Origin of the sequence: Polyangium fumosum (assembly GCF_005144585.1) — a bacterium.
GTDB lineage: Bacteria > Myxococcota_A > Polyangia > Polyangiales > Polyangiaceae > Polyangium > Polyangium fumosum.
This window is the reverse complement of the sequence record NZ_SSMQ01000022.1, coordinates 1-18,246: the sequence shown is the minus strand read 5'-3', so window position 1 is coordinate 18,246 and position 18,246 is coordinate 1. Positions and strand designations below refer to the sequence as shown.

Sequence of the window (18,246 nt, the reverse complement as noted above, 5' to 3'; positions counted from 1 at the left end):
GGCGCGTACGTTCACGGATGACGGGCTAGCAGTGGCGGGAAGCCGCTGGATCGCGGCGTAAGCAGGGGGAAGAAAGGCGCCCCGGTGAGAGGCGCCCTTCAAGCGTTCAGCGCTTGCGCTTCCGCGGGCGGTCGTAGCGCTTGGCGAGCGCGTTGCGGGCCCGCGCGACGTGGCTGTAGACGGTTGCGACGTCGAGCCCCAGCGTGCGGGCGATGTTCTCCGCGCTCTCCCCTTGCAGGACGAGCAGAAGGACGCGCACCGGCCGGGCCGTCGAGCGCGCGATGCTTCGCAGGACGTGCCGGGCATCCGCGATGTCCTCTGGACGCGCCGCGAGATCGGGCAGATCGCGATCGTGCTCCTCGCCGATCGGGACGTGGCGCGCGTCCTTGCGACGCAGTCTCGCGGCTTGGTTGCCCGCGACGCGCCACGTGATGTTGACGAGGAGCGAGCGGATCACGACGTCGGGCGGGTCGGTGTAGGCGCCGCGCACGCGCCCCTCGTCGACCATACGCCAAAGGACGTAGAGCGCGTCCTGCGTCACCTCGTCGGCGTCCGCCTCGCCGAGGACGGGCCACTTCGCGCGGAGGTAGGCGCGGGCGAAGCCGCGGTACGTGTTCAGGTCACGCGCCGTGGCCTCGATGATCGGCTCGCCCGGACGATCGGGATCGTCGCGGTAGCGGATCACGAGGCACCTCCGCGGACGAGGGCTTCCACCTCGACGTCGAGCGCGTGCGCCACGCCCGTGGCGAAGTGCAGCGTGCAGGCGAGCTGCCCGCGGAGGAACGCCTGCACGTACATCGGCGCGTAGCCGATCGCGTCGGCCATCTTCCACAAGCCGCGCGAGGCGACGACGGGCGCGAGGGCTCGACGCACGCGATCCGCTTGCTCGGTCGAGAGCACCGCGGGGAGGCTGTCGGGAGCCCGGTCCTGGTCGTGCTCGTTCACGAGGCGCCTCCCTTCCGGCGCGGCGACGCGACCAGCATGAGGGCGGGCGCCTTGCGGGGCGGCGCCTTCCCGGCGAGCGCGTCCTCGACCGTGAGCCCCACGGCGCGCGCGATGCTCCGGGCGAGCGCCATGTTCCCCGGGTTCGTCCCGTCGCAGAAGCCGAGGACCACGGCGCGGCGAAAGCCGACCTTGTGGGCCACGAGGATCCACGAGCCGAGTTCCCGGTGAAGGTGGCGCAGCAAGGCGCGGAGGTTCGCCCGCTGGATCTCCAGCAAGCCGCCCGGGTAGAGGGGAGCGACCATCACGAGGCGCCTCCCTTCCGACCGCAGAGAGCGCACGCGCCGGCCACGTGGGGACGACCGGAGAGCACTTGCTCGACGGGGATCCCGCCCGCGCGGGCGACGAGCACGGCAACGGCGTAGGACGCCTGCTCCCCGGCTCGGATGAGCGTGGCGCGATGGATCCCAACGACCGCGGCCAGGACGTCGAGCCCGCCGTAAGCGCGGGCGACGTTGCGGATCGTGGCGCGGATCCGCCTGCGTTCTTCGGACGTGGGAAGGAGAGCGGGCGAACGGCGTCCTTTAGGCGGACGAGTCCCTTGGCCCCGCGGCGCGGGGTGGACTAAACGAAGCATGGGTTGCGACCTCGGATGAGGGGGTTGCGGCCAAGTCGCCCCGTGGGATTTCCAGGTCCCCCGGGGCGGCGCCTTTTCAGGCCCGCCGAACCTACGCGCCGAAATCGCCCATTGCTACGGCTGATCGCGAACCTTGATCAGTCGGGCCCGATCTTGATCAGCACCCGTCCACGCGCCTCGCAGACGACCACGAGCGACCCCGTGGATGCAGCTTGCGGTATGTTTTCTCTCAACGAGCGGAGGGTGCGCAGGGATCCGGCGGCGGCGGTACGGCCGGCGCCACGGGCCCGAGCTGCGCCGATTTCATCGTGAAGCCGACGCCGATCGAAATCGCATCGCATTGCTTCGTCGGATCCTGCGTCCCGTCGCTCATGATGTCCGCGGCCATCCGGATTTGCTTCAGGATGCTCTGCAACGTCGGGCTGTTCGGATTGCAGAACGATTCGTCGAACGGGGCTACCATGTTCGCCACCTCGTCGCTGAAGTCCTGGGCGCTGATCACGCCGGAGATGTGGCCGCCCGTGGCGCCCTGCTGATCTGCGTCGAGCTGCATGGAGATGCGGGCCTCGCGTCCCGTCAAAGGCCGGTGGTGTGCCCAAGCTCCCCCCGAGGAAGAGCTTGCTCGACGTCGCGCACGCCTCCTGCCCGACGTTCGAGATCGACAGCAGGTACGTGAAGTCGCCCGCCGCGATGTGCTCGGTCGTCGCCGCGGTCATGTCCGCGACGAGCTGAATTAAAATGGGCATCACGTTTCTCCCGAACGAGTTGTCGATGCCATTGTGCCCGTCGGGGTACACCGCCGCCTGCGATCCGCCCTCCCTGGGCTTGCAAAGGCCGAGCGACTCCTTCGTGGACACGAGCCCGTCGATGTTCCTTCCGTATTGCTTCCACCCATTCACCGGGTTGTCGGTTCCGTCCGGATTCGTATCGCCGAGCAGAATTTGATCCATGGCGAGCACCACCTCGGGGCTGCCCACGCATTCGGGCGAGCTCCCGCCGGCGCCGCCCGTCCCGATGCCGCCACGCGAACCAAGCCAAAACGAAGCATGAAGTCCTCCGTTCGGCGTCCGTGCCAGGGACGCCGGCTCACATCCTAACCATGCCTGTCCAGAAGCCACGACGCGCAGTATGCTGGTGGCAAAATCTGACCGCTCCTCGGGTCCGACCTCCGGTGGATGGGACAATGATACGCTTGGCCAACCCCGGTCTCTTCGCGCCGCTCTTCCTCGCTGCCTGCGGGACGCCCGCCGTGCCGTCGGACCCAATGCCTGCGTCTGCTCCCGCGCCCGCCTCCGCCGCCGCGCCCGCCTCCGCCGCCGCGCCCGCTGCCGCTTCCGCCTCCGCTCCCGCTCCCGCCAGCGCTCCCGCTCCCCCCTCCATTGCAGCGGACGATGCCGCCACGCTGCTCTTCCCTGGCGATGCGTCCGCCGCAGCCGCCTGCACCGAAACCGATCCACGAGCGCGCATTCGTTGCCTGCTCGGAAAACGCTACGAAGGACACGCCTCCGCGCGGGCGACGGTGCTCTCGCTCTACGAAAAGACCGGCAGCGTCGTCGGCGTCGAGGAGCCTTACGTCATGGAGGGCGGCTTCCGCGGCTCGATTCGTATCGTCCCGGAGCTGCCCGTGGGCCGATACGAAAAACACCTCACCTGGATCGCCGAGGCGAGCGCCGATTTCGACGCCTTCTTCGACGGCGTCGCCGCCCGCACGAAGGCAGGCGTCCCCTATCGACATCGCGCCCTTTCCTGGAAGGTTTTCCGCTCCGTCGGCCGCACGACCCCTTCCGCGTACGCGAGTGGCTGGAGCATCGGCTACAACGTCTCGGGCTCGCTCCACGGCTCCGCGGAGGCTGTACGGGAAACCCTGTTCCACGAGATCTTCCACCTGAACGACGCCGCGCGGCTCTCGGGGCCCGAGCCATGGTCGCGCAAGAAGCTCGGCTCGATCCACGACGCCATCCTCCAGAAATGCAGCACGAAGCCCTCGTGCCTCGCGCCCTACGCGCCCATGCCCACGATGGTCCGCGGCGGGACCTATTATGCGTTCCAGCCGAACAACGGCGACGCCGTGAACGAGTACGGCGCCGACCTCGCCGCCCGGTATTACCGCGAGACGCGCGCCGTGCTCCGCGGCGAGAAGCCGATCAAACCGGCGTTCAAATGCGGGCCCGAGGAGAATGGCCGGGCCTGGAGGATCCTGGTGGACGAGTTCTTCGGCGGCGTGGACCTCGTCCCGGAATGTTAGGACGTTCCATCCCAGTGGTTGAACGTCCTCGCACGCTGTCTGCACAATGTCATCGCCTCCCGCGCAGGGCTCTGGTTTGATGGCGCCCGGACCCACAGATCGGAGGGATCTGCCATGAACGCGACGAACACCCGATACGCTCGGAGCGCAGGCATCTTGCTGCTCCTTTGGCCCCTCGGGGTTTCCTGCGGGGAGACACCGCCCGGCGGCGGGCCCGGACCCGGACCCGAGCCCGAACCCGAGGTCGTGCTCCCCCCGCCGCTCGATTCGCTCCCGCCTGTCCTGCCCACGAACACCGATCGTTTCGCGACCAGCAGCCAGTGCGGGCAATGCCACTTCGCCGGGCCGGAATCGGCCGTGATGCACGACACCGCCGGCAACGACATCTCGCCGGTGTATCTGTGGCGAAGCTCGATGATGGCATTCGCCGCGCGGGATCCATATTACCTCGCGGTCTTCGGCGAGGAGCTCGTCAAGCATTCGGGTCGCGAAGCGTTCGTCGAGGAGACGTGCACGCGTTGCCACGCGCCGGCCGGGTCCGAGGAGCAAGCGCAGGCGGGCGCGCATTTGACGTTCGACGCCCTCGTCGCGGGCGACGGCGAAGAGGCGCACCTCGCCCGCGACGGGGTCACCTGCACGTTGTGCCACCAGATCGCCGACGATGGGCTCGGGAAAACGCAGAGCTTCGGGGGCGGGTTCGTCATTGGATACGAGCGGAAGATCTATGGCCCGCACCTCGTGCCCAAGGTCGATCCGATGGAGCTCATCGTGAATTACACGCCCACCGCCTCCACGCACATCACGAAGAGCGAGGTCTGCGCCACGTGCCATACGGTGCTCGTGCCCGTCATGAAGGGCGACCAGCGCGTGGGGGATTTCCTGGAGCAGGCGCCCTACCTGGAATGGAAAAACTCCACGTTCGCGTCGGGCGTCCCTTGCGCGACCTGCCATTTGCCCACGCAGGACGCGGCGAAGGTCGACATCTCCTCTCCCATTGCCAAGTTCCCCGCGGGGCTCGGCGAGCGCACGCCGTACGGGCAGCATCGGTTCAGCGGAGGCAATTCCTACATGCTGCGGATCCTCGCGGACAACGTCGAATGGACGGGCGCGAGCGTGGCGCCGGAGGAGCTCGAACAATCGGCGGCGCGGGCCGAGGCGCACATCGCCGAGGGGGGCGGCGTCAAGATCCTCTCGGCGTCGATGGTGGGCAGCGCGCTCTCCGTCGAGGTGCAGGTCGAGAACCACGCGGGGCACAAGTTCCCCACGGGGTATCCGAGCCGGCGCGCGTGGCTTCATTTGCGCGCCGAGGGCGCGGGCGGCGACGTGCTCTTCGAGTCGGGCGGGTTCGACGCGACGGGCGCCCTCGTGGATCGCGCGGGCGCGCGGCTCGATCGGGCCGATGCGGTCCTGCCGCACCTCGACCTCGTCACGAAAGAATCCGAGGTGCAGGTCTACGAGGCCGTCGCGAAGGACGCCACGGGCGCGCCCACGCATCGGCCGCTCGCGTCGGTTGGGTTTGTGAAAGACAATCGCCTCCTGCCCCTGGGCTGGTCGAGCGCGGATACGTGGATCGACTGGATCGGGCCCGTGGGCGTCTCGGGCGACGGCACGTTCCAGGCCGGCTTCGACCGCGTCACGTACAAGATCGAGGGCGGCGCGGCGGTCCGGCGCGTGACGGTCGAGCTCCTGTATCAATCGGTGCGTCCCACCGAGCTCGACGCGCTCGCGCGGGTGCCGCACCCTGCCGCGGTGCGTTTTTCCGGCATGGCGAGCGCGCGGCCGTCGATCCCCGTGGTCGCCGCGCAGGCGTTGATCGAACTCTGAAAGAGAGGAACCAGATGAGTAGCCAATACGACACACTCGCAGCCATCACGAACCTCACGGCCGAGCTGCCATTACGAAAATATTACGAGGAGTACACGTTCTTCCAGGCGCTCGGCGACATCAAGGGCCGCTCGGTGCTCGACGTCGCCTGCGGCACGGGGCTCTACAGCCGTCGATTCCAGCAGCGCGGCGCGGCGCGTGTCGTGGGCATCGACAACTCCGAGGGCATGATCGACTATGCGCGTCACCTCGAAGCGTCGCAGCCGCTCGGCATCGAGTACCACGTGCTCGACGCCGCGAGCGCCCGTGGCCTCGGCACCTTCGACGTCGTCGCCGCGACCTACCTCCTGCATTACGCGCCGACGCGGGAGGTGCTGCGCGACATGTGCACGAGCCTGTTCGCCTCCCTCGCGCCGGGCGGCCGCCTCGTGTCCATTTGCATGAGCCCCGACATCGAGCTCGCGGACGCCTCGTATTATCGGAAATACGGCTTCGAAGTGGCGTCACAAGGCAAGGGAGATGGCGACGTCGCCACGCTGACGAGCGTCGCGCCGGGGCTGCCGTTCACGATCTCCGCGCATCACTGGAGCCGCGCCACCTACGAGGAAGCCCTGCGGGGAGCCGGCTTGCGCGAGGTCGTCTGGCACCCGCCGCAGATCGCCCCGGAGGGGATCACGGCGCTCGGGGCCGAATACTGGACCGAATACCTCCGCCTTCCTCATGCCGAGGTGGTGTCCTGCGTGAAGTGAATCAACGCGGGCGAAACGTGAATCGGCGCGGCTGACGCCGGTTCTTGTCGACGATGCCCGCGATGAGGAGCGCGAACGCCAAGAGCCGCACGAGAAAGATCCAATGCCTGCTCTCGTGGTCGCCGCGGACGAACGCGAGGACCGAGCGCTCGACCGCGAGGAGCGCGAAGACGAGCGAGAGCAGCGCGAACAGCCGCTCGCGGCTCTTCCGCCAGAATCGAAGGAAAAACAAGCTGACGGCCAGGGCCATGCCTACGAACATGCCCGAGAGGAGCTGGATCACGTGACCTCCGTGATCATTCCGTAGAGGAGGAGCCCGACTGCGATGACCGCGGTCGCGACGCGCGGGATCGACAGATCGGCGAGCGGCCCGATCAGGAGATCGGTGAGGAGCAGCAGGTTGTTCAGGGCCATCGCGGAGAAACAGAGGCCTGTCCACAGAATGAGGCGCAGGCGGGTATATCGGTAGTTCTTGAGCAGGAGCGCCGCGCAGACCAGGCTGGCCAGCAGGCAGAGCGCATAAACGGTCTCAGCCATCCCGATCCTTTCTGAACCGGAACCCCTCAGCGTACACGTGCAGATCGGAGATCGGGTTCGAAAAAATGCTGTCGAGCACCTTGTAACGGAGCTCCGTGTACGCCGCCGATAAACGCGCGACGCCCTCGTCGAGCGAGGGCGTCGCGGGGGCGTACCGGTAGACGGGCACCTTGGAGCCGGGGCGCGACGCGACGAGCCCGCTCGCCTCCAGGTCCGCGAGGCGGCGGATGACCGATTGCTCGCTCGTGCGGAGCGCCTCGCAGATCGCGCGGGCGGTCCACGCGTCGTCCGGAGCGCCGCGCAGGAGGAGCAGGATCTCGAGCTGCTCCACGGAAGTGATGTGGTCGGCGATGAACCGCGCGACCTCGTCGGGTAATCGCCGCTCCTCGGCCAATGTCTCTCCCAGTCGTGGGCGTACCATTCGAGCGAACACCTCGCAACCGAGCGGCGACGACATGGGAAGACGGGCAAGCCGTGCAATCGCGGACGTGACGGCCTCATGCATGATGATGCAAGCGTGCTGTCCCAAACAAAGCTATGCCGGGGCCTTGACCACACTGGGTGAAGACCGCTCATGCAGCGGACCAAGGACGTCCCTGGGGAACGAGGAATGAGCACAAAAGAAGCCGTCGTCTCCAAGCAGAGCCGGACCGCGCGATCGAATCGCGCGCACAAGACCCCGAACGGCGTCGACGGCTATCTTCATGAAAGAAGCACGGCCAAGAATGGAGCGAGGAGCCTCGGCAAGACGACGACCCGGAGCCGCGGGGCTTCCGCCATCGCGGAATGGGAGCGGCTCTCCGACGACAGCCGTGCCGAGGTCGAGCACCTCCAGGAAGTCCTGAAGGCGGTCAAGCAAGGCGATTTCACGGTTCGCTTCGAATACCAGAAAGACGGGATTCTGAGCCGCACGGGCGAGCTCCTGAACGACATCATCGGCCTGAATGAGCACATGACGAGCGAGCTCGTGCGTGTCGGCAAGGTCGTCGGTCAGGAGGGCAAGATGCACGAGCGCGCCTCCGTCGGCCCCGCGAAGGGCTCGTGGGCGAGCTGCATGTCGTCCGTCAATCAGCTCATCTCCGACCTCGTGGCCCCGACGAACGAGGTCGCGCGCGTCATCACCGCCGTCGCCCGCGGCGACCTCTCGCAGAAGATGGTCCTCGAAATCGACGGCCGCCCGGTGCGTGGTGAATTCCTCCGCATCGGTACGACCGTCAACTCGATGGTCGATCAGTTGAACTCGTTCGCCGCCGAGGTGACGCGCGTCGCGAAGGAGGTCGGCAATGAAGGCAAGCTCGGCGGGCAGGCGGACGTCAAAGGCGTCTCGGGCACGTGGAAGGACCTGACGGACAACGTCAATGGCCTCGCGGCCAACCTGACGGCCCAGGTGCGTAACATCGCGAAGGTGACGACAGCCGTCGCGAAGGGCGACCTTTCGCAAAAAATCACGGTCGACGCGCGCGGCGAGATCCTGGAGCTGAAGAACACGATCAACGTCATGGTCGATCAGCTCTCGTCGTTCGCTGCGGAAGTGACGCGCGTCGCGAAGGAAGTCGGCACCGAGGGCAAGCTCGGCGGACAGGCCGACGTCAAAGGCGTCTCGGGCACGTGGAAGGACCTGACGGACAACGTCAACGGCCTCGCCGCGAATTTGACGGCCCAGGTCCGCAGCATCGCGAAGGTCACGACCGCGGTCGCCAATGGTGACCTCTCGCAGAAGATCACGGTCGACGCGCGCGGCGAGATCTACGAGCTCAAGAACACCATCAATACGATGGTCGACACGCTCCGTTCCTTCGCTGCGGAGGTGACGCGCGTCGCGAAGGAAGTCGGCAATGAAGGCAAGCTCGGCGGGCAGGCCGAGGTGCAGGGCGTCTCGGGCACGTGGAAGGACCTGACGGACAACGTCAATGGCCTCGCGGCCAACCTGACGGCCCAGGTGCGCAACATCGCGAAGGTGACGACCGCCGTCGCGAAGGGCGATCTCTCGCAGAAGATCACGGTCGACGCGCGCGGCGAGATCCTGGAGCTGAAGAACACGATCAACGTCATGGTCGACCAGCTCTCGTCGTTTGCCGCGGAAGTGACGCGCGTCGCGAAGGAGGTCGGCAACGAGGGCAAGCTCGGCGGTCAGGCCGAGGTGAAAGGCGTCTCGGGCACGTGGAAGGACCTGACGGACAACGTCAATGGCCTCGCTGCGAATCTGACGGTCCAGCTCCGCGACGTGTCCAAGGTCGCGACGGCCATTGCGAACGGTGATTTGACGCAGAAGATCACCGTCGACGTCAAGGGCGAGATTCTCCAGATCAAGGACGTCATCAACAAGATGGTCGACCAGTTGAACTCCTTCGCCGCGGAAGTGACGCGCGTCGCGAAGGAGGTCGGCACCGAGGGCAAGCTCGGCGGTCAGGCCAATGTGAAGGGCGTCTCGGGCACGTGGAAGGACCTGACGGACAACGTGAACGTCCTCGCGGCGAACCTCACCACGCAGGTCCGCAACATCGCGAATGTCACGACGGCCGTCGCGAAGGGGGATCTCTCGCAAAAGATCACGGTCGACGCGCGCGGCGAGATCCTGGAGCTGAAGAACACGATCAACGTCATGGTCGACCAGCTCAATTCGTTCGCCGCGGAGGTGACGCGCGTCGCGAAGGAGGTCGGCACCGAAGGCAAACTCGGCGGGCAGGCCGAAGTAAAGGGCATTTCCGGCACGTGGAAGGATCTCACGGACAACGTGAACGTCCTCGCGGCGAACCTCACCGTGCAGGTGCGCAACATCGCGAACGTGACGACGGCCGTTGCGCGGGGGGATCTCTCGCAAAAGATCACGGTCGACGCGCGCGGCGAGATCCTGGAGCTGAAGAACACGATCAATGTCATGGTCGGCCAGCTCCGGTCCTTTGCCGCGGAAGTGACGCGCGTCGCGAAAGAGGTCGGCACGGAGGGCAAGCTCGGCGGCCAGGCGGACGTGAAAGGCGTCTCCGGCACGTGGAAGGATCTCACAGATAACGTGAACGTCCTCGCGGCGAACCTCACCACGCAGGTGCGCAACATCGCGAAGGTGACGACGGCCGTCGCGAAGGGCGATCTCTCGCAGAAGATCACGGTCGACGCGCGCGGCGAGATCCTGGAGCTCAAGAGCACCATCAATACGATGGTCGACACGCTCAATTCGTTCGCCGCGGAGGTGACACGCGTCGCGAAGGAGGTCGGCACCGAGGGCAAGCTCGGCGGGCAGGCCGACGTCAAGGGCGTCTATGGCACGTGGAAGGACCTGACGGACAACGTCAATGCCATGGCCTCGAACCTGACGGTCCAGCTCCGCGACGTGTCCAAGGTCGCGACGGCCATCGCGAACGGCGATTTGACGCAGAAGATCACGGTCGACGTCAAAGGCGAGATCCTCCAGATCAAGGACGTCATCAACAAGATGGTCGACCAGCTCAATTCGTTCGCCGCGGAGGTGACGCGCGTCGCGAAGGAGGTCGGCACGGAGGGCAAGCTCGGCGGACAGGCCGACGTGAAAGGCGTCTCCGGCGTCTGGAAGGATCTGACCGACAACGTCAACGTGATGGCCGCGAATCTGACGAAGCAGGTGCGCGGCATCGTGAAGGTCGTGACCGCGGTCGCGAACGGCGATCTGAGCCAGAAGTTCGTGCTCGAAGCAAAAGGCGAGGTCGCCGCGCTCGCCGAGACGATCAACAACATGACCGATACGCTGCGCACGTTCGCCGATCAGGTGACCACGGTCGCGCGCGAGGTCGGTATCGAGGGCAAACTCGGCGCGGAGGCCAAGGTGCCGGGCGTCTCCGGCGTCTGGAAGGATTTGACCGACAACGTCAACATCATGGCCTCGAACCTGACGAAGCAGGTGCGCGGCATCGTGAAGGTCGTGACCGCGGTCGCAAACGGCGATTTGCGGCAGAAGTTCGTGCTCGAGGCGAAGGGCGAGGTCGCCGCGCTCGCCGAGACGATCAACAACATGACCGACACGCTGCGTATCTTCGCCGATCAGGTGACCACGGTCGCGCGCGAGGTCGGTATCGAAGGCAAGCTCGGCGGCCAGGCCAAGGTGCCAGGCGCGGCCGGCACGTGGCGCGATTTGACTGACAACGTCAATCAGCTCGCCGGGAACCTGACGTCGCAGGTCCGCGCGATCGGCGAGGTGTCCACCGCCGTCGCGCAGGGCGATTTGACCCGATACATCACGGTCGAGGCGCAAGGCGAGGTGGCCGCGCTGAAAGACAACATCAACCAGATGATCGGCAACCTCAAGGACACGACGCACAAGAACCAAGAGCAGGACTGGCTGAAGACGAACCTCGCCAAGTTCTCCAGCATGATGCAGGGCCAGCGCAGCATCGTCTCGGTCGCCCGGCTCATCATGTCCGAGCTCACGCCGCTCGTCGACGCGCAGCACGGCGCGTTTTACATGATGGAGAGCGACGCCACCGGCGAGCCGGTCTTGCACCTCATCGCGAGTTATGGGTTCGGCGGCCGCAAGAACCTCTCGAATACGTACCGATTGAAGGAGAGCCTGATCGGGCAATGCGCCTTCGAGAAGAAGCGCATCCTGCTGCACGACGTGCCCGACGGGTTCATTTACATCGCGACAGGCATGGGAGAGGCGCCGCCGCGGAGCGTCGTCGTGTTGCCGGTGCTCTTCGAGGGCGAGACGAAGGCCGTCATCGAGCTCGCCTCGTTCAAGCCGTTCATCGCGAACCACCTCGCGTTCCTCGATCAGTTGATGGATAGCATCGGCGTCATCCTCAACATGATCTCCTCCAGCATGCGGACGGAGGAGCTTTTGCAGCAGCTCAAGAAGTCGAACGCGGAGCTCGAGGCGCAGGCCGCGGAGCTGAACGAAAAGGCGAAGCTGCTCGAAATCAAGAACAACGAGGTGGAGCTCGCGAGCCTGAGCCTGGAGGAGAAGGCCGAGCAGCTCCAGCTCATCTCGAAATACAAGTCGGAGTTCCTCGCGAACATGTCGCACGAGCTCCGGACGCCCTTGAACAGCCTGCTCATCCTGTCGAAGATGCTGGCGGACAACCAGAACGGGAACCTCACGGCCGAGCAGGTCCGCTTCGCGCAGACCGTCTACACCTCGGGCAACGATCTCCTGGCGCTGATCAATGAGATCCTCGATCTGTCGAAGGTCGAGGCGGGCAAGATGCCCATCGATCCGAGGACGTTCCGCCTCGCCGACGTCAGCGATTACCTGGAGCAGACGTTCCGACATGTCGCCGACCAGAAGGCGCTGTCGTTCGAGGTGCGCATGGACAGCCGGCTCCCGGAGACGCTTTACACCGACGTCAATCGGCTCCAGCAGATCCTGAAGAACCTCCTCTCGAACGCATTCAAGTTCACGAGCGAGGGCGGCGTTTCCATGACGATCGCCGTGGCGCCGGGGGATCGGGGCGAGACGATGATCACCTTCTCCGCGCAGGACACCGGGATCGGCATTCCACCGGAAAAGCAGAAGCTCATCTTCGAGGCGTTCCAGCAGGCGGACGGGACCACGAGCCGCAAATACGGAGGCACGGGCCTCGGGCTCACGATCAGCCGCGAGATCGCGCGCTTGCTCGGCGGCACGATCGACGTCGTGAGCGCGCCGAACCAGGGCAGCACCTTCACGTTGTACCTGCCGGTGACGTACGTCGGCCCGGAGCTGTCGGCCCGCGATGAATCCAGCGCCATGTCGCCGTCCACGGACAGAGACGTCCTGCGGCTGCCCCCGGACGCCGATTTCAGTGGGATGAAGGTGCTGCTCGTCGACGACGACAACCGCAACCTCTTCGCGCTCCGCACGGTGCTGGAGGCGCGCAAGATCGAGGTGCTCCACGCGGAGAACGGGCGCATCGCGCTCGAATTGCTCCAGGTGCACCCCGACGTCGACCTCGTGCTCATGGACACGATGATGCCGGAGATGGACGGGCTCACCGCGACCCGCGCCATTCGCGACATCATCCAGTTCCAGTCGCTCCCCATCATCTCCCTCACCGCGAAGGCGATGAAGGGGGATCGGGAGAAGGCGCTCGCGGCGGGCGCCTCCGATTACGTCACCAAGCCGGTCGATCCGGAGCGTCTGCTCGCCGTGATTCACGGTTGGAGGTTCAAGAAACACGCGGGCGGTCCGGGACAGCTCGATTGACCTCTTTGCCCCTCAGGAAGCCATGAACGCGGAACAACGCACGGCGCCGGCGAGCGTCCTGCTCGTCGACGATACACCGGCAAACCTCCTCGTCCTCGCCGCGGTGCTGAAGCCGCTCGGCGCGCGGCTCGTGGAGGCGAAATCAGGGGTCGAGGCCCTGGAAGCCTCGCGTCGCGAGCCGTTTGCGGTCGTGTTGCTCGACGTCCAGATGCCGGACATGGACGGGTTCGAGGTCGCCCGCAGAATGCGCGCGACCGAGCACGGCCGCGAGGTGCCGATCCTGTTCTTGACGGCCATCCACCGCGACGAGGCCTACGCGCGGCGTGGATACGCGCTGGGGGCGGCCGATTACATCACGAAGCCCTTCAACGTCGACGTGCTCCGCGCCCGCGTGAAGGCCTTCGTGGACCTCTTCCAGCAAAGGGAGGAGATCCGCAAAGCGCAGGTCGAGCTGCGGACGCGGGAGCGCGACGAGGCCGTGCGCAGGCTCGTGGCGTTCGAGCGTATCGCGACGGCGGCCCTCGATACGGATGACCTCGGCGTGCTCCTGCGCGAGCTGATCGATATCTTCCTCGGCGCCGCGGACGCCGCGGATACGGCGACCGTGCTGCTCCGGGAGGGCGAGGTGCTCCGCGTGCGCGCCGCGGTGGGCCCACACGCCGACGAAGACATTTCCGTGCGGATCGGTGAGGGCCTCTGCGGGACGATCGCGGCGCGGAAGGAGCCGGTCGAGGTGGAGGGCGCGCAGGCCTTCCCCGATTGCGCCTGCCTCGAAACGAGCGCCACGCGCGCCCTCTATGGCGTGCCGCTGCTCCATTTCGGAGAGGTCGTCGGCGTCGCCCTCGTCGGATCGAGCCGCGCGAGCGGGTTTTCCGATGCGGAGAAGCGGCTCTTTGCGGCCATGGCGGAGCGCGCGGCCTGGGCCGTGGCCCGGCACCTCCAGCGCGCGGCGCACGAGGCCGAGCGCGCCGCGTTGCTCGAGCGCGAGCGCGCCGCGCGCGCCGAGGCGGAGTTCGCGAGCCAGGCGAAAGATCAGTTCCTCGCCACGGTCTCGCACGAGCTCCGGACGCCGCTCAATGCGATCCTCGGCTGGGCGGTCCTCGCGCGGCAAAAGGCGCCGCCGCAGGTCGAGCGGGCGCTCTCGGTGATCGAGCGCAATGCGCGGGCGCAGGCGCGTATCATCGACGACGTGCTCGACATCTCGCGTATCGTGAGCGGCAAGTTCCGGCTCGACATGGTGCCGACGAACCTCGTGGAGATCACGCAGGCCGCCGTCGAATCGCTCCGCCCCGTGGCAGAGGCGCGCGGCGTGAATCTCACGATCCAGGTCGGCCCCTTGGGCTTCACGCTCGGCGATCCCGAGCGGCTCCAGCAGGTCGTCTGGAACCTCCTTTCGAACGGAATCAAATTCACGCCGAAAGGCGGGCAGGTCGCACTCAGCGCAGCGCTTTCGGGTTCGAACCTCCTGCTCCGGGTGACCGATACCGGGCAGGGCATCGATCCTGCGTTCATGCCGTACGTCTTCGAGGCGTTCCGGCAGGCGGACGGCTCCACGGCGCGGCGCCATGGCGGGCTCGGGCTCGGGCTCGCGCTCGTCAAGCAAATGGTCCAGGCGCACGGCGGGACGATTGCCGCGGCGAGCGACGGCATCGGGAGGGGCGCGACGTTCACCGTGGAGCTGCCCATCCGGAGCACGCCGGTCACGCGCGCGTCCGAGGACGAGGCCGCGGCACAGGAGCAGCAGGTCCGGCTCGTGGGGCTCAAGGTGCTCGTCGTCGATGACGAGGAGGACGCCCGCGCGCTTTTGCGGCGTGTCCTCGAAGACCGTGGCGCGACCGTGACCCTCGCCGCGTCGAGCGACGAGGCGCTTCACGATCTTTCGCGGTCCCGGCCCGACGTGCTCGTGAGTGACATCGGATTGCCAGGCATGGATGGATATGCGCTGATCCGGAGCATCCGCACGTTGCCCGCGGAGTTTGGCGGGAGAACCCCGGCGATCGCGCTGACGGCGTATGCGCGGAGCGAGGACAGCCAGCGCGCGTTCGCCGCGGGGTTCCAGCGGCACGTGCCGAAGCCGGTGGACCTCGGGCGGCTCGTCTCGTTGATCGCGAATCTCTGCGGGATTCCCCTGACGGACGCGTGAGCGGCGAAGGCCCCGGTGGATTACGGCATCGCCGAGACGCCGATGACGAGCCTGTGTCCGTGCAGCATGCCCACGTAAAGCAGGATCGCCACGACGAACCGCACGACGCCGATCTCGGCGATGGCCTTGCCCATGCCGCCGCGGGCGAACGGCACGAGCGAGGTCTTCGCGGCGAACGGCTCCCACGCTTCGCCGAGCGCGATCTTGCGCCGGCTGTCGATGTGCAGCATCCCCGCGATGGCCAGGAAGGTGATCCCGCCGAAGAGGCAGATCGAGGCGACGTCCCCGTTCGGCGGGAGATGGGCCATCCCCCAGAGCGCGAACGACCACAATGCCGGATGACGCGTGATCCGCACGATCCCTCGCGGCTCCGCGCCCACCGCCTTCTCCTGCATCATCTGCGTCGGGTTTTGCGTGGAATACCCGCAGACCAGGAAGAAAAACGCGATCGGCATGACCACGAGCGGGATCCAGCGCGTCCACGGCGGGGCGCGCCAGAGCTCGACGTAGGGCGCCGCGCGATAGGCGAAGATCATCCAGACGAACGCCGCGAGGACGAGGAGCGAATAGATCCCTTGAAAGCCCTTCTCGCTGAGCCTCTGGATGAGGGGGCGCCGGAGGGTGACGCTCGACAGGCCAATGTGGCCGAGGACGAAGAGCAGCGTCGCGGACGCGATCGCGCGGAGGCTCCCGTCCTTTGCGCCTTTCGCGGGCTCGGCCTTCGGGGCGCCGCCGATCTCGAGGATCGCGGCGACGAGGTGGTCGACGTCGCCCTCGCGCATCGCGAGCCCCGGCATGGCGCCGGGCATGTATCCCTCGACGACGTCGTGGTTCGGCTCGACGATGCTGCGGCGGATGTAGGCCTCATCGGCCACGATCTCGCGGGGTTTTTCCTGCGTCACGACCTTGCGTGTCTTGCCGACGAGGCTGTGATAGGTCGGCCCGGGGCGCGCGGAGCCGTCGAAGGAATGGCAGGCCGCGCATCCGCGCTCGAAGAGGAGCTGCTTGCCGCGCGCGGGATCGCCATCCGCGAGCGCGTGGGGGGCGAGGAGCAAGCAGAGGCCCGCGAGGGCGAGAGCCGGGAGGGTACGCATGACGCCGGAGGGTACGACGGCCCGTGGCGATGTGCCAAGGCCCTTCGGGGTGTTGCGCGCCGCGATTTGTGAGTGGTAGGCTCCCGTCAATGTCGAGCGGGCCGTACCGGGACGAACGTCGCGCGCGCGCCGGCGTGGCCGCCTGGGCGATTGCGATCGCGTATCTCCTCGCGGCCCGGGGCGTCGGTAATTTCTTTCCGCTCTCGGCCTTCGGCATGTACGCGGGGCGCTCGCCCGACGTCGCGTCGCGGGTCCTCGTGGTGGGCGCGTCGGGCGAGGCCGCGGAGATCACGGCGTTCGACGGTTTTTCCTGCGCGCCTTCGTGGCCCAAGCTCGACGAGGTCCGGCATTGCGCGCCCGGGGATCAGGGCCACGTCGAATACGTGCCCCGCGACCTCCAGGTCTACCTCGACGCGCATGTCACGAGCGACGCCGCCGGAATGGAGGACGCGCACATCGTCTGGCGGACGTGGACCCTCGAAGATCGCCCGGGGCCGCCGGCGAGCCAGGATTGCGAGCTCGCCTCTTGCCGCGTGCGCCGTAGGGCGCCGTGAGCCTCGTGTATCGCTCGCCGTACGACGGCCATTCGCGGACCCCGCTGCGCGTGGGGCTCGCCGTGATTGCGGGGGTCGTCTTCCTGGACGCGGCATTCGAGGTGGCGAGCATGGCGAAGGATCCCCATTTCGCCCCCAGGGCGCCGGGGCTCCTGCGCTTCTTGCCGAACACGCCGGCCCTCGCTTGGGTGCTCTTCGGGCTCGTCGCGGTCGGCCTCATTTTCCTCGCGTTCGATCGCTTCGTCATCACCGCCGGGGCGTGGGCGATCGGGTGGATGGCGGTGCTGAGCCAGTGGCGAACCGAGCTCTTCGGCACGCCGTCGCGCAACTGCTTTTTCCCGGGGGCGATGCTCTTCGGCTGGGTCCTCGGTCTCGTTTGGGCTCGCGTCGTCGCCGGGCGCGACGCGCTGACGCCCGAGGGACGCCCGCTGCGCGAATCGCTCGCCGAGGCGGGCGCGATGGCCTGCATCGCGGCCGGGTACGTGGGCTCGGCGCTGAGCAAGCTCTTCGTGTCGGGGTTTGGCTGGGTGAACCCGAGTCAAATTCGCTGGCTCGTCCTCTCGCAGGAGCCGCTCGCGAGCTTTCCCTGGCTGCTCGCCTATCGGCGCGCCCTGATCGAGAGCCCGGATCTCGCGCGTTTGTCGGCGTTTGCGACGCTCGTGATCGAGGGCGGCTCGTTCGTCCTGCTCTTCGGCGCGCGATGGCGCCTCGCGTGGACGGCGGCGATCTGGGTGCTGCACCTCCACATCCTCCTGCTCTGCACGATGCCTTATCTGGAGCCGATGTCGCTGCTCCTCCTCTTCGCGGTCCCGTGGCCGCGCCTCTTCCGCCGCCCGCGCATCGAGGATCCGCTGCTCGCGCGAAGGCCCGAGCTCGGGCAGCCCACCATGCCCGACGTGATATGGATCCTGCTTTGCGTGATGATCGTGCTCGCATGGATCGCGCCCGTGGGCTTTCGGGCGGGCTGAACGAGGCCGTGTCCTCCGGCTGAGATGTATCACCTCGCTCACCCCCGTCTGGACGCCGGCCCGCCGCCGTGGCAGGCGCCGCGCGCACGCGCGTTCGTCCGGCCGCCGGGCGGCATCGAGCTTCGACAGCAAGCGCGCGCAGACGTCTGCGCAAGCGCTCGTGCGAGGCAGCGTTCGTCATACGCGTACATTTTCTGGGGACACACGCCCGCTCTCTTCGCGCCGGTGTTCGGCGCGGACGACCGAGGGACGCGACGTCGGCTCGCGCTCTATCTCCGAGCGGCTATCTCATGAGGCAGGGGAATTCGCTCCCCGCGCACCGCCGCGGTGATGGCCGTACGCAGGTACGCTTTCGGATCGAGCCCGCAGAGCTTCGCGCTCTCCACGAAAGAATAAAAGAGC

16 protein-coding genes are annotated in these 18,246 nt (G+C 67.1%); 8 read left to right on the top strand and 8 right to left on the bottom strand.

What is annotated here, in order from left to right; all coding sequences use genetic code 11:
* Window positions 1-106: 106 nt before the first annotated feature.
* The 4 genes from E8A74_RS21440 to E8A74_RS21425 all read right to left on the bottom strand — a co-directional run bounded on the left by E8A74_RS21440 (window position 107) and on the right by E8A74_RS21425 (window position 2,132).
* Complete coding sequence (locus E8A74_RS21440) at window positions 107-685, bottom strand: RNA polymerase sigma factor (protein ID WP_136930915.1); 579 nt, start codon at window positions 683-685, stop codon at window positions 107-109.
* Window positions 682-945 carry a hypothetical protein gene (locus tag E8A74_RS21435; protein ID WP_136930914.1) on the bottom strand — a complete coding sequence of 88 codons (264 nt, stop codon included), beginning with the start codon at window positions 943-945 and terminating at the stop codon, window positions 682-684. Before E8A74_RS21435 ends, E8A74_RS21440 begins: the two co-directional genes overlap by 4 nt.
* Window positions 942-1,250 carry a hypothetical protein gene (locus E8A74_RS21430; protein WP_136930913.1) on the bottom strand — a complete coding sequence of 103 codons (309 nt, stop codon included), beginning with the start codon at window positions 1,248-1,250 and terminating at the stop codon, window positions 942-944. The genes E8A74_RS21435 and E8A74_RS21430 overlap by 4 nt, the downstream gene beginning before the upstream one ends.
* A 558-nt stretch (window positions 1,251-1,808) precedes the next feature.
* Window positions 1,809-2,132: a hypothetical protein gene (locus E8A74_RS21425; RefSeq protein WP_136930912.1), complete on the bottom strand. Its 324-nt coding sequence runs from the start codon at window positions 2,130-2,132 to the stop codon at window positions 1,809-1,811.
* A 38-nt stretch (window positions 2,133-2,170) separates the two neighbouring features.
* Here E8A74_RS21425 and E8A74_RS52505 point away from each other — a divergent pair, with 38 nt between their 5' ends.
* The 4 genes from E8A74_RS52505 (at window position 2,171) to E8A74_RS21410 (ending at window position 6,397) form a co-directional block, all read left to right on the top strand.
* The gene (locus E8A74_RS52505; RefSeq protein ID WP_170229268.1) at window positions 2,171-2,311 is read left to right on the top strand and encodes a hypothetical protein; all 141 of its coding nucleotides are present in this window, start codon (window positions 2,171-2,173) and stop codon (window positions 2,309-2,311) included.
* A 460-nt stretch (window positions 2,312-2,771) separates the two neighbouring features.
* Entirely contained in the window at window positions 2,772-3,824 is a 1,053-nt protein-coding gene (locus E8A74_RS52495) for a hypothetical protein (RefSeq protein ID WP_211365416.1), read from the top strand.
* 114 nt (window positions 3,825-3,938) lie between these two features.
* On the top strand, window positions 3,939-5,648 hold the full coding sequence (locus E8A74_RS21415) for a hypothetical protein (RefSeq protein ID WP_136930911.1): 1,710 nt from the start codon (window positions 3,939-3,941) through the stop codon (window positions 5,646-5,648).
* Window positions 5,649-5,662: 14 nt separating this feature from the next.
* A complete protein-coding gene (locus tag E8A74_RS21410) occupies window positions 5,663-6,397 on the top strand; it encodes a class I SAM-dependent methyltransferase (RefSeq protein WP_136930910.1) in 735 nt (244 codons plus the stop codon).
* Between the two features lies 1 nt (window position 6,398).
* On the opposite strand, the gene E8A74_RS21405 is transcribed toward E8A74_RS21410, so the two are convergent.
* The 3 genes from E8A74_RS21405 to E8A74_RS21395 are packed head-to-tail and all read right to left on the bottom strand — an operon-like array spanning window position 6,399 to window position 7,355.
* On the bottom strand, window positions 6,399-6,680 hold the full coding sequence (locus E8A74_RS21405) for a DUF5985 family protein (RefSeq protein WP_232379689.1): 282 nt from the start codon (window positions 6,678-6,680) through the stop codon (window positions 6,399-6,401).
* Window positions 6,677-6,934 (bottom strand): DUF5985 family protein, encoded by a 258-nt coding sequence (locus tag E8A74_RS21400; RefSeq protein ID WP_136930909.1) that lies wholly within the window; start codon window positions 6,932-6,934, stop codon window positions 6,677-6,679. The genes E8A74_RS21405 and E8A74_RS21400 overlap by 4 nt, the downstream gene beginning before the upstream one ends.
* Window positions 6,927-7,355 carry a winged helix-turn-helix domain-containing protein gene (locus E8A74_RS21395; protein ID WP_170229266.1) on the bottom strand — a complete coding sequence of 143 codons (429 nt, stop codon included), beginning with the start codon at window positions 7,353-7,355 and terminating at the stop codon, window positions 6,927-6,929. Before E8A74_RS21395 ends, E8A74_RS21400 begins: the two co-directional genes overlap by 8 nt.
* Window positions 7,356-7,544: 189 nt before the next feature.
* Here E8A74_RS21395 and E8A74_RS21390 point away from each other — a divergent pair, with 189 nt between their 5' ends.
* On the top strand, window positions 7,545-13,085 hold the full coding sequence (locus E8A74_RS21390) for a HAMP domain-containing protein (protein WP_136930907.1): 5,541 nt from the start codon (window positions 7,545-7,547) through the stop codon (window positions 13,083-13,085).
* A 22-nt stretch (window positions 13,086-13,107) separates the two neighbouring features.
* A complete protein-coding gene (locus E8A74_RS21385; protein WP_136930906.1) occupies window positions 13,108-15,228 on the top strand; it encodes a response regulator in 2,121 nt (706 codons plus the stop codon).
* Window positions 15,229-15,248: 20 nt separating this feature from the next.
* Here the strand turns inward: E8A74_RS21385 and E8A74_RS21380 are convergent, their stop codons facing one another.
* On the bottom strand, window positions 15,249-16,322 hold the full coding sequence (locus tag E8A74_RS21380) for an NnrU family protein (protein ID WP_136930905.1): 1,074 nt from the start codon (window positions 16,320-16,322) through the stop codon (window positions 15,249-15,251).
* Between the two features lie 89 nt (window positions 16,323-16,411).
* Between E8A74_RS21380 and E8A74_RS21375 the strand changes: the two genes are divergently transcribed.
* Both E8A74_RS21375 and E8A74_RS21370 read left to right on the top strand, forming a co-directional pair.
* Window positions 16,412-16,876, top strand: coding sequence for a hypothetical protein (locus tag E8A74_RS21375; RefSeq protein ID WP_136930904.1), 465 nt, complete (start codon window positions 16,412-16,414; stop codon window positions 16,874-16,876).
* Window positions 16,873-17,844 (top strand): hypothetical protein, encoded by a 972-nt coding sequence (locus tag E8A74_RS21370; protein WP_136930903.1) that lies wholly within the window; start codon window positions 16,873-16,875, stop codon window positions 17,842-17,844. Before E8A74_RS21375 ends, E8A74_RS21370 begins: the two co-directional genes overlap by 4 nt.
* Window positions 17,845-18,246: the final 402 nt, after the last annotated feature.

Excerpts from the sequence above, each read along its gene's own strand:
- E8A74_RS21425 (WP_136930912.1), bottom strand. The coding sequence starts at position 2,132 with ATGCAGCTCGACGCAGATCAGCAGGGCGCCACGGGCGGCCACATCTCC.
- E8A74_RS21415 (WP_136930911.1), top strand. The coding sequence starts at position 3,939 with ATGAACGCGACGAACACCCGATACGCTCGGAGCGCAGGCATCTTGCTG.
- E8A74_RS21410 (WP_136930910.1), top strand. The coding sequence starts at position 5,663 with ATGAGTAGCCAATACGACACACTCGCAGCCATCACGAACCTCACGGCC.
- E8A74_RS21400 (WP_136930909.1), bottom strand. The coding sequence starts at position 6,934 with ATGGCTGAGACCGTTTATGCGCTCTGCCTGCTGGCCAGCCTGGTCTGC.
- E8A74_RS21395 (WP_170229266.1), bottom strand. The coding sequence starts at position 7,355 with ATGGTACGCCCACGACTGGGAGAGACATTGGCCGAGGAGCGGCGATTA.
- E8A74_RS21390 (WP_136930907.1), top strand. The coding sequence starts at position 7,545 with ATGAGCACAAAAGAAGCCGTCGTCTCCAAGCAGAGCCGGACCGCGCGA.
- E8A74_RS21385 (WP_136930906.1), top strand. The coding sequence starts at position 13,108 with ATGAACGCGGAACAACGCACGGCGCCGGCGAGCGTCCTGCTCGTCGAC.
- E8A74_RS21380 (WP_136930905.1), bottom strand. The coding sequence starts at position 16,322 with ATGCGTACCCTCCCGGCTCTCGCCCTCGCGGGCCTCTGCTTGCTCCTC.
- E8A74_RS21375 (WP_136930904.1), top strand. The coding sequence starts at position 16,412 with ATGTCGAGCGGGCCGTACCGGGACGAACGTCGCGCGCGCGCCGGCGTG.